General features: G+C 34.8%; 3 protein-coding genes and 1 pseudogene. All 4 read left to right on the forward strand.

Annotation, left to right across the window (positions count from 1 at the left end):
- Window positions 1-512 precede the first annotated feature (512 nt).
- The 4 genes and pseudogenes from ACIR131C_RS0114150 (at window position 513) to ACIR131C_RS22770 (ending at window position 12,786) form a co-directional block, all read left to right on the forward strand.
- Complete coding sequence (locus ACIR131C_RS0114150) at window positions 513-1,148, forward strand: cupin domain-containing protein (RefSeq protein WP_028090728.1); 636 nt, start codon at window positions 513-515, stop codon at window positions 1,146-1,148.
- Between the two features lie 31 nt (window positions 1,149-1,179).
- Entirely contained in the window at window positions 1,180-1,980 is an 801-nt protein-coding gene (locus tag ACIR131C_RS0114155; protein WP_028083652.1) for an SDR family oxidoreductase, read from the forward strand.
- Window positions 1,981-2,035: 55 nt separating this feature from the next.
- Entirely contained in the window at window positions 2,036-5,320 is a 3,285-nt protein-coding gene (locus ACIR131C_RS0114160; protein ID WP_028090729.1) for a non-ribosomal peptide synthetase, read from the forward strand.
- A gap of 41 nt (window positions 5,321-5,361) precedes the next feature.
- A pseudogene (locus ACIR131C_RS22770) lies at window positions 5,362-12,786 on the forward strand (amino acid adenylation domain-containing protein).
- Window positions 12,787-12,817 lie beyond the last annotated feature (31 nt).

Below are 12,817 nucleotides of genomic sequence, written 5' to 3' on the forward strand. Positions count from 1 at the left end.
TCAATACTAATTGACTAATGTGAACAATAAGTAATTAAATGTAGTTGGTTAATATTAAACGCTGAAATTAAGCCTAAATATCAAGTGTATCAAAAAATATAATTAAATTTGGCATACATGATAGATTTTTGGTGTGATTTACTCGCTTAAAAATCTTGCACAGTGAAGGGCAAAAATCTTCATACTTTTAGTTTAGGTTTGAACTTGTGGGGACATTACACATTTAACTTACTTCAGCAATAGCAATAGTTTATGCTCAAATTTCAAATTGAATTTAAGTACCCTATCCCTATATCCAAGACTTTAACTTTAGGGACATTAGGACCTAGCGGCACTAGCAGTGAAGCGGCGCTAAAATATCTAAGTAGCAGCTAAACAAGTACATCAAGGTTTAGCTGATTTAGCCATTACTAATGAAAAAGCACGACAATATTATGATTTGGAATTTGTTTCAATTCATGGAACAATACCTATGAGTTGGTCAGTTTTTTACAAAAAGCCCAGCGTAGCTTATGTCTAAATTTTTTCCCTCTTATCAAAATATCAAAGTTAGTAATATAGATATAGTGGCTTTTCAATGTCAGGATATTGTTTTTCAATTTGCTTACATTGCCCCTGGAGCTTGTTTTCCACTACATCAACATCCTGAAAGTCAAATGGGGATGGTAATTTCTGGCAATTTAGAGATGAATGTGAATGGTAAGAAAGAAATTTTAAACCCGTTACAACAAGTTTATAGTGCTGGCTCTGAAGTTCCCCATGGTTCAGTAAATTATTCAGATGAATCCATATTCTGTTTTGATGTGAAACGGCTCACTAATTTATCAACTGATGAAGCAGCTTTTATAGACCTAAAACCGACTTCAGATCAAATTACAAATTTCCCCAGCCATATCGCCGTCGGCTCTTGGTTTACAACCATTATTACCCAAATTCCTCCAAGAGAAAAAACCTCCAACCAGCAATCTGACAGTGAGGAAATAGGGGTGATTATTGATGGTAAAATGATGATCAATATAGGAGGAGAACAACAGGAGATCAAAAGAGGGGAAATTTATTATGCTCCTGCCAATGTAATTCATTCAGGTTATAATTCAGCATCAGAAACAGTGACATTAATAAAAATTGTGCTGCCACATTGTTCTTAAATTATTAGTTATTACTAGAGGTATATTTTTGATGGATTTAGGATTAACAGGAAAAGTGGCTTTAGTTACAGGATCTAGTGCGGGAATTGGTCTTGCAGTTGCCCAAACATTAGCACAGGAAGGATGTAAATTAATTATTTGTGGACGCAATTTTGAGAAAATTCAACAGATTGAAAAGCTACTAAGTCGAGAAAAAGAAAATTTAGAAATACTTGCTTTATCCGCTGATGTTCATAAAGCTGATCATTCTGATAATTTAGTAAATACTGCTTTAGATAAATTTGGAAAAATTGATATTTTAATTAATAATTCTGAAGGAGCATCATTTGCTAGTGAGGCAGTAGAAACATTATCAGATGATGACTGGCGGCTAGTATTTGAAGCTAAATTAATGGGTTATATTCGCATGACAAATTTAGTGTTACCAGGGATGAAAAATCACAAATGGGGTAGGATTATTAATATTGTGGGTACATCAGGAAAAGAACCTTCACCCCGGTTAATTAAATCAGGCGTGGCTAATGCAGCTTTAATGAATTTTACTAAATCTGTTTCTAGTCAAACTGCTAAATTTAATGTTTTGATTACTACAGTTAATCCTGGTTTAATTGACACACCCAGACATCGCCAGTATTTAGAAATTGCAGCCCAGGAGGAAAATCAATCAGTTGATGTAATTAGATCTCGAATTGCTGGTAAAATTCCTACTGGTCGTTTAGGTTTGTCTGATGAAGTGGCTAATTTAGTAGTCTTTTTAGCCTCAGAATGTTCTAGTTATATCACTGGAATAACGATTCCTATAGACGGGGGATTATCTGTTTCAGCCTTTTAAGTAATTCAGTGATTAAGTTTGTAGATTGATTTGTATTTGTGGAGATTAATAAGCAATGGTAACTATGCAAAATTCTGGTAATAAAACGAATAAAAATATTGAAGCTATTTATCCCTTATCATCAATGCAGCAGGGGATGTTATTTCATAGTCTTTATAACCCAGAATCAAAGGCTTATTTATCGCAAGTTCAAATTAGTTTGCAGGGAAATTTAGATATATTAGCCTTGGAAAAAGCTTGGTGTAAAGTAGTTGAACGTCATCCGGCTTTGCGGACTTTGTTTGTGTGGAAAAACCCCAAACAACCTTTACAAATAGTCCAAAAACAAGTTAATGTTCCTTGGGTAAATTTAGATTGGAGTTCTCTCTCATCAGATGCACAACAAGAGCAATTAGATAGTTTTTGTCAATCTGATCAGGATGAATATTTTGCCCTGGATAAAGCTCCTTTGATGCGATTTACTCTGATTTTTATGGGAAATAAGAATTATGAATTAATCTGGAGTTCCCATCACATTTTAGCTGATGGCTGGAGTTTGTCAGTGATCATGGAAGAGGTTTGGCAGTTTTATACAGCTATAAATAAAGGAGAAACTTTATATTTATCACCTACCCGTCCCTATCGAGATTATATTGGTTGGTTACAACAGCAAGATATTCAACAAGCGGAAATTTATTGGCGTAAAAATTTGCAAGGTTTTACGGCAACTACACCTTTACAAGTTGATAATCTTCACCGTAAAAAAGATATTAGTCGAGAATATAATCATAAGTATTTTTCCTTGTCAGCAGAGGAGACAGCTAGTTTAAAAAACCTGACTCAAGAAAATTATTTAACATTATTTACACTGATACAAGCGGCTTGGGGAATACTTTTAAGTCGTTATAGTGGTGAAGCTGATATAGTTTTTGGTGCTACCATTTCTGGTCGTCCTCCGGCTTTATCTGGTGTAGAATCAATGGTTGGGTTGTTTGTGAATACCTTACCCGTGCGGGTGAAAATTCCCGAAGATATGGGAATTTTATCTTGGTTAAAACAGTTGCAACTAGAACAAATTGAACGAGAAGAATATGGATATACTCCATTGGTAGAAATTCAAGGTTGGAGTGATATACCACGGGGTCAATCTTTATTTGAAAGTTTTGTAGTCTTTAATAATTTACCCCTGGGTCAAGAGCTTCTCCAAGCAGATCATGACTTACAAATAATCAAAATTACCAATACTGGACACGCTGATTATCCGCTAACTTTGACAGTGACACCAGAGAAAGAATTAAAATTAAATTTAATTTATGCGGGCGATCGCTTTCATAGTGAGACAATTGAGAGAATGATAGGTCATTTGCAAACTCTATTACTGGGAATTGTGGCTAATCCTCACAGTCTACCTGGAAAATTACCTCTATTAACTCCCCAGGAACAAAAATTTCTTTTGGTAGATAGTAATCAAACAGCAGCGGAAAATTTACTCCAAGAAAATATCCACGAATTAGTTACAAAATGGTCAGAAAAAACACCTGATGCTGTAGCTTTGGTTTTTGCTGATCAAAAATTAACTTATGGGGAATTAAATAACCGCGCTAATCAATTAGCTCACTATTTGCAAAAATTAGGAGTGGGTGCAGATATACCTGTAGGGTTGTGCTTAGAGAGGGGTTTAGAAGTAGCGATCGCTATTTTAGCAACTCTCAAAGCTGGTGGTGTTTGTGTGCCTTTAGACCCTAATTATTCTCCAGAAAGATTGGGGTTAATTTTAGCAGATACTCAAGTACCTGTGCTGATCACTCAAACCAATTTACAAGCCTTACTTCCATGTGATTTCCCTCATCATCGGTTAATTTTAGATCAGGAATGGACACAAATTAATTTAGAGAACAAAACCAACCCAAGCACTCAAATTACATCTGAAAACTTAGCTTATATAGTTTACAGTTCCGGTTCTACAGGTAAACCTAAAGGAATTTCTGTTCCCCATTATTCCCTGACCAACTTAATAGCACATCACTTAGCGAAAATGGCTTGTGGTGTCGGCGTTTTACAATTTGCACCTTTGAGTTTTGATGTTAGTTATCACGAAATTGCTGCTGCTTGGGGTACTGGTGGAACTCTTTATCTGATTCCCGAAAATACCCGTTTAGATTTAGGAAAATTAATGGAATTATTGGCAAATAATCCCATTCAAAAAGTGATTCTTCCCGTTAGTCTATTACAGCAATTAGCAGAATTTTACGGACAACAAATAGAACTATTTAGCAATTTAAGAGAAATCTGTGCTGCGGGTGAGCAATTACAAATCACTCAACCAATGATTGATTTATTTAAACAACTGAAAAATTGCCGTTTATATAACTTATATGGACCAACAGAAGCAGATTTAGTGACGACTTATGCCTTTAGCGAAAATCCAGAACAATGGCCTGTTTATGCACCCATTGGTAAAGCGGCTGTAAATGTCAAAGTTTATATTTTAGACAAACATTTCCAACCTGTACCCGTGGGAATTGTGGGAGAATTATATGTTAGTGGTTATAGTTTAGCGCGAGGATATTTTCAGCGTCCAGAATTAACCAAAGAGAAATTCATTCCTAATCCTTTTGATAAATCACCTTATCATCGTCTGTATAAAACTGGAGATTTAGCAAGATATTTACCAGATGGTAATATTGAGTTTTTAGGAAGAATAGATGATCTCGTCAAAATTCGCGGTTATCAAATTGATTTATGTGAAGTCGAAGCAATTTTAAGTAAGTATCCTCGCATTAGTCAAGCAGTAACAACTACTCATGGGGAAAATGCTCAGGAAAAATTTCTCGTAGCTTACTTTATCCCGGTAGTTAGTGAAACTGTCAATGCTTCTGAACTGAGAAAATATCTGGCTGCTCAATTGCCAGATTATATGATTCCTTCTGTATTTGTGCAAATGGATTCTTTCCCCTTGAATCCTAATGGTAAAGTTAACCGTAAAGTTTTACCAATTCCCACCAATGAGCGACCAGAATTAAATCAAATCTATATTGCACCACAAACCCCAATTCAAGAAATACTAACAGAAATTTGGGCTGAGGTATTAGGAGTTAAACAAGTAGGAATTGATGATAACTTTTTCCAATTAGGAGGACATTCACTCAAAGCCATACAATTAATTGGAAAAATTCGCCAGACACTAGAATTGGATATTACTATTCGTCATTTGTTTAATTCTCCCACCGTCAAAGAATTAGCTACTGTACTAGGAGAATTAGCTGGTGGAGAGGAAATTATCAATGAGATTGCTAAGACTATCCAAGAAATTGCCCAACTTTCCCCAGAACAAGTACAGGCAATGTTAGCACAGCAGTAGATTCAAAAATACATCAATAAAAGATACTAAAAGAAAATACCATGAATACAATTAATTTCCTATCGCAGTTAAGAAGTTTAGATATCACAATTTCTCTAGAAGGAGAAGAACTGAAAATTAAAGCTCCTAAAGGAGTAATTACACCATCTTTAAAAGCGGAAATGGTGCAACGCAAACCAGAAATTATTGCTTTTTTTCAAGAGGTTAAAACCTCCACTCAAGATATTTTTGTACCCATAGCGTCTGTAGATAGAACGGGTATGTTACCCCTGTCTTATAACCAAAGCTCAATGTGGTTTATACATCAATTAGATCAAGATAATACTGCTTATAATGAATCTTTACAATTGAGAATTAAAGGTCAGCTAAAGATCACGGTTTTAGAACAAAGTATTCAAGAAATTATTCGTCGTCATGAAAGTTTAAGAACTGCTTTTCCTGCTATTGACGGTAATCCCTATCAAAAAATCAATTCTCATTTTACTTTTGACCTGCCACTTATAGATTTACAAACTTATTTAGAAACAGAAATATCATCTTACATTACCTGCGAAGTTCGTCAATCTTTTAACTTAGAAAACGGTAATTTATGGCGATTTAAACTATTGCGTATAGGTGCAGATGAGTACATTCTCCTAATTATTATCCACCACATCATTGTTGATGGTTGGTCAATGGGTATTTTCATTAAAGAATTATGTCATCTCTATCAGAGTTTTGCTAGTGGTTCTCCCATATCTTTGCCAGAATTAAACATACAATATGGCGACTTTGTGGTATGGCAACAGGAAAATATTACAGGAGAAATATTACAAAAACAACTAAAATATTGGCAACAACAATTAGCTGATAAACCACCGTTATTAGAATTGCCAACAGATAAACCCCGTCCAGCTATTCAAAGTTTTGCTGGTGCAACTCATGAATTTAAAATTGATGGTGATTTAACTCAACAATTAAGGAATTTAAGCCAAAAATTAGGGGTAACTTCCTTTCATACTTTCCTGACAGCTTTTGTAGTTTTACTTTATCGTTATACTGGTCAGAATGATATTAGTGTGGGTTGTCCAATTGCTAACCGCAAACAAGTAGCACTAGAAACATTAATTGGTTTTTTTGTAAATACAATAGTTATCCGTAATCAAATTGAAAATAACTGCCAGTTTTCTGAATTAGTAGCACAAATACGACAAACAAGTTTAACCGCTTATGAGCATCAAGATGTATCCTTTGAGCAGGTTGTAGAAGTATTAAATCCAGAACGTTCTCTCAGTTATAACCCAATTTTTCAGGTCATGTTTGCCTGGGAAAACCTATCTTTAGATACCATAGAGTTACCTGATTTAATCATCACTCCTCACATGGTGCAACGGGGAATATCTGCCTTTGATTTAGGTTTAGCTCTGTTTGAAACCAAGACAGAAATTATTGGTCAATGGGAATATAGTACGGATTTATTTACAGCAGATACAATGATCAGAATGACAGATCATTTACAGACTTTATTATCAGCTATTGTGAATAATCCCGATGAATATATTAACAAATTACCCTTGTTGACAGCAGCAGAAAAAGAGCAAATATTAATTACTTTTAATCAAACAGACAAAGATTACCCCAAAGATAAATGTATTCATCAATTATTTGAAGAACAAGTTAAACTTTATCCTGACAACATTGCACTGGTTTATGAAAATAAACAACTTACCTATCAACAGTTAAATTCTCAAGCTAATCAACTGGCACATTATTTACAAAATTTGGGTGTCAAACCAGAGGATTTAGTAGGGATTTGTTTAGAAAGATCATCTGAACTAATTATTAGTTTACTGGCAATTATTAAAGCTGGATCTGCATATCTTCCCCTTGATCCTCATTACCCCCTTGAACGTTTATCCTACATGATCGATCATTCTCAAGTTAAGGTAATACTAACTAAGGAGTACCTGACATCTTTAACAGTTGATAGTAGCACTAAAATTATTTATTTAGACCATTTAGAAAATACGGTCTCTGTTCAAAGTCAAGACAACCCAGTTAGTGAGGTAAAACCTGAGAATTTAGCTTATGTAATTTATACTTCCGGTTCAACTGGTAAACCCAAAGGAGTAGCAGTTGAACATAGGTCTTTAGTGAATTTCGTTCAGGCAGCAATTCAAGAATATGAAATTACCGATAATGATAAAATACTCCAGTTTGCATCCATTAATTTTGATGCTGCTTTAGAAGAAATATTTTCTGCATTAGCTTCCGGTGCAACCTTAGTATTACGCACCGCAGAAATGTTAAATTCCTTTTCCATATTTTTGCAAAAATGCTGTCAATGGCAAATCACGGGTTTATTTTTACCTACAGCTTACTGGCAACAATTAATATCAGAATTAGTAGCTACAGATATAATTTTGCCTGAAACCATCAGATTGATCAATATTGGTGGGGAAAGATTACTACCAGATAAATTAAAACTTTGGCAAAACTATTTACAAGAAAAATTATCTTCTTGGTCAAGGTTGCCAATTTTAATCAATACCTATGGACCCACAGAAGCCACAGTAGTTACAACTTTCTGTAATGTATCTCAAGTGGAAGATGAGCGCGAACAACAGTCTATAGGTCGAGTAATTCCTAACGCCAAAACATATATTTTAGATGCTAAATTACAACCTGTTCCTATTGGTATACCTGGAGAATTACATATTAGTGGTGCTGGTTTAGCTAGAGGATATTTGCATAATCCAGAATTAACATCGGCAAAATTTATTTCCCATTTCTTTGATGATTCTCCATCCGTTCGTTTATATAAAACTGGTGATTTAGTCCGCTATTTACCTGATGGTTATATAGAATTTTTGGGACGGGTAGATGATCAAGTAAAAATTCGTGGTTTTAGAATTGAGTTAGGAGAAATTGAAACAGTTCTTACTGCTCATTCACAAATTACAGCAGCAACAGTTGTAGTTCGAGAAGATAACCCAAATATTAAACAATTAGTTGCTTATATAGTTACTAATGAACCTTCCCTAAATCGCTCTGATTTACAGAATTTTCTCAAACAAAAGTTACCAGATTACATGATCCCTGCTGTTTTTGTATTTCTAGATGCTTTACCTAAAACACCTAATGGCAAAATAGATCGTAAACAATTACCAATTCCATCAACAGTTAACGAATTAGAAACATTTATTGCCCCCCGCACTCCTACGGAAGCAGTTTTAACTAATATTTGGCAGGAGGTTTTAAGGTTAGAAAAAATCGGCATTGAGGATAATTTCTTTGAGTTAGGTGGAGACTCAATTCTGAGTATCCAAATTATTGCCCGTGCTAATCAAAAAGGTGTCCAAATCACTACAAAACAGCTATTTCAATATCAAACTATTGCCCAATTAGCTACCGTGGCCAGTCATACTAATGCTGTTGTAGCCGCACAAGGTTTAGTAATAGGAGAAGTTCCCCTAACACCGATTCAAAAATGGTTTTTTGCAGAAAATTGGTGTGAACCTCACTATTTTAATCAGGCAATGATGTTGCAAGTACCAGCAGAGATTCAGCCAGAATTATTAGTACAGGCCATTGAACAGTTAATTATTCATCATGATGCCCTACGGACGCGCTTTATTAAAGTTGATTCCCAATGGCAACAAATAAATAGTAATATCAACAGTGATCATGATCAACATGATCAATTAGTGCCTTTTGAAGTAATTGATTTTTCTGATATACCAAGTACAGAACAGTCAGCAGCGATTGAATTTAAAGCTAATGAATTACAAGGAACATTAAATTTAGCAACAGGTCCAATGTTGCGAGTGGTGTTATTTAATTTAGGTCAAGAAAAATCTAGTCGTTTACTTTTAATTATTCAACATCTGGTAGTTGATGGTGTATCATGGAGAATATTATTAGATGATTTAGTAACAGCCTATTGTCAACTAAAACAAGGAAAATCTATCGAATTACCTGCCAAAACTACATCATTTCAAGATTGGGCAATTCGTCAACAAAACTATGGCAATTCCCCAGCAATCACACAGGAATTAAATTACTGGTTATCTCAAGTTCCAGCCCATATTCAACCTTTACCTTTAGATTTTCCTGTCGTGAAAGCCGCCCAAAAAGCCTTGAATACGGAAGAGAGTTCTGAAGAGATTTATGTGGCTTTAACAACAGAGGAAACTCGGATTTTACTTCAAGATGTACCTTCTGCTTATAATACACAAATTAATGATATTTTATTAACTGCTTTAGTGCAAACCTTTTCTCAATGGACTGGTGCTGATTCCCTACTGATTGACTTAGAAGGTCATGGACGGGAAGAACTATTTAATGATGTAGTTTTATCTCGCACTGTAGATGTCATTCTTAATTGGCTACCTTTTGACCATATTGGTAGTATTTCTGATTGGCATATTCGCTGCATTGATATAGGATGTCAACTGGTTTATGTGCAAACAGAATATATTTTAAGTCGTCCTCTCAATTGGTTAGACTTAATTGATAAATTCCGTATTACTCATAGTTGGTCTCCTAATTTTGCCTATGGTCTGATTAATCATGCCCTCAAACAAGAACAAAGACAAAATTGGAATTTAGAATGTATTAAATTTTTCCTCACCGCAGGAGAAGCCGTATCTGATAAAGCAACAATGGAGTTTATTGAGCATCTGCACACTAAATATAAATTACCAAAAACAGCACTCCGTCCCGCTTTTGGTATGGCAGAAATGGGTTCAGGAATTACCTATTATCAGCCCACAATAGAACATCCTTTAACTTTTCACACCATAGATAAATCCTCGTTAAAAGGACAACTAAAACGATTAGAAATTGGTAATCATCAGGGTACAACTTTTACTGATCTTGGGACTGTAATTCCTGGTGTTTCTATCAGAATAGTAAACCGGGAAAACTCATTGTTATTAGAAGAAACTATTGGTAAATTGCAAGTACGAGGTGATGCAGTTTTTAAGGGGTATTATAAAAATTCCCCAGCAAATCAAGAAGCATTATTAGAATCTGGTTGGTTTGATACTGGTGATTTAGGATTTATTAGTCATGGACATTTAGTAATTACCGGCAGAGCTAAGGAAACTATTATTATTAATGGTGTCAATTATTATTGCCACGAAATCGAAACTGCTGTAGAGGAAGTTAAAGGAGTAGAAATTTCTTATACGGCTGCTTGTGCTGTACGATTAAATGATAACAATACCGATAGATTAGCAATATTCTTTCATACGGAAAAAGTTGATGATGCCTTATTTAATCTTCTGAAAGAGATTCGTACCCAGATAGTTAAACAAGTGGGAATTAATCCAGATTATCTGATTCCAGTCGCTAAAGAAATTATTCCTAAAACTGCCATTGGGAAGATTCAACGCTCTCAACTAAGTCAGCGTTTTCATAGTGGTGAATTTCAAAAAATTATTAAACAAGTTGATATCTTGTTTGGTAATTATCATACTATTCCCGATTGGTTTTATCGGCAAGTTTGGCAACAAAAATGCCCGATAATTAACCATGATACTCTGAACATAACCAATTCTACTTTAGTCTTTACTGATAATTCTGGATTAGGAGAATATATCTCTCATAGATTATCTGAATATAATCTGCCATACATAACTGTTTCATCTGGTGAAGATTTCCTAAAAATCAATAATTTATCCTATGAAATAGATCCCGAAAAAGCAGAACATTATCAGTTATTATTCAACTCTTTAGCAGATAATAAGATCATACTTGGGCAAATTATCCACCTATGGACTTATGAAAAATATAGTGGGGAAGTTACGAGTTTAGATGCTATTAAACAAGCGCAAACACCAGGCATATATAGTTTGTTATTCCTAGTTCAAGCCTTAGCTAAAGTTCAGAGTTCTCAACATCAAGTTGACCATCAAATTAAGTTACTATTTGTTTCTAGTTACGTTCAGTCTATCTTATCAACTGACTTAATAGCTTATGAAAAGTCTCCAGTTTTGGGACTGCTAAAAACCATTCCTCAAGAACTACCCTGGTTAAATTGTCGTCACGTTGATTTAAATTTTGAGGAAGTTGAAAAAAATGGTGATTATCTTCTTCAAGAACTACAAATATCTAGCAAAGAACGGGAAGTTGGCTATAGAAATGGGGGACGTTTTGTGACTCGCTTGCAAAAAGTAGAATTGCTCAATGAACCTAAACAGCCAATTCCTTTTCAGCGAGGTGGAACTTATTTATTGAGTGGAGGACTGGGAGGTATAGGAGTAGAAATTGCTAAATATTTGTTGAAGAATTACCAAGCTCGACTATTATTAATTGGTAGAACTGCCTTACCAGAAAAAAGTACCTGGGATTTGCATTTACAAAAAATAGATCCTATTTCCCAACGTCTACAAGCTTATCAGGAACTAGAGTAGCTTGGGGGAGAAATTACCTATGAAGCTGCTGATATTTGCGATTTAAAGCAGTTGCAGTCAATAGTGGCCAAATCTGAAGCAAATTGGGGTCAAAAATTGGATGGTATTATTCATTTAGCTGGGATATTTTATGAGCAATTATTATTAGAAGAAAGCCCAGAAAAATTATTAGCTATGTTAACTCCTAAGATGTTAGGAACTTGGACATTACACCAATTGATTAAAAATCATAGCCACAGCTTTTTTATCAATTTTTCTTCTTTACATGGCTTTTTTGGTAGCACTGCTGTAGGTGGTTATGCTGCGGCCAATAGTTTTATTGATCGTTTTTCCCAATATCAACAATTTCACAGTACATTAAATAGCTATTGTTTTGCTTGGAGTATGTGGAATGATACAGGTATGAGTCAGGGTTATGAGATTCAAAATCTCATGAATACCAAGGGGTTTTCTGCTATGTCTTGTTCTCAAGCCATAGCTTCTATGTTTGCCAGTTTGCACCATAATCAAACACAGTTATTTGTCGGTTTAGATGGTAATAGTCTTAATATTCGTCGTTGGTTAATGACATCTGAGAATTTACAAACATTAACCGCTTATTTTACTACTAATTCAACAGATATAAAATTACAGAACTGGCAAATAAATGACAGTTTTGGTACTAGTTGCAATTGTAAATTAGTACAACTTTTAGAAATGCCCCTGACTACAAATGGTGCAATTGACAAAGACAAATTAATACGGCAGTATATCCGTCAGGAAACAAGTGATTATATAGCACCCCGCAACGAAGTAGAACAGAAAATTACTCAAATTTGGCAACAAGTTTTAAACATCTCTCTTTTGAGTGTGGAGGACAACTTTTTTGAATTAGGAGGTAATTCTCTTTTAGCTGGCCAGGTAATTTCTCGGTTGCGTGATACTTTCGCTATTGAGTTATCTCTGCAAAGTTTATTTGCGTCTCCTACTGTAGCCACTTTAGCCCATAAACTTGATATACTGCATTGGGTAGTAACGTCTGCTGAAACTATTAATAGATCAGAAGAATACGAAGAAGTTTGTTTATAACTTCGACACAGTAATAAAAAATTCACCTGTT

It is taken from the genome of Dolichospermum circinale AWQC131C (assembly GCF_000426905.1).
Taxonomy (GTDB): Bacteria; Cyanobacteriota; Cyanobacteriia; order Cyanobacteriales; family Nostocaceae; genus Dolichospermum; species Dolichospermum circinale.

Coding starts and splice junctions, on each gene's coding strand:
- ACIR131C_RS0114160 (WP_028090729.1), top strand. CDS start 2,036: ATGGTAACTATGCAAAATTCTGGTAATAAAACGAATAAAAATATTGAA.
- ACIR131C_RS0114155 (WP_028083652.1), top strand. CDS start 1,180: ATGGATTTAGGATTAACAGGAAAAGTGGCTTTAGTTACAGGATCTAGT.
- ACIR131C_RS0114150 (WP_028090728.1), top strand. CDS start 513: ATGTCTAAATTTTTTCCCTCTTATCAAAATATCAAAGTTAGTAATATA.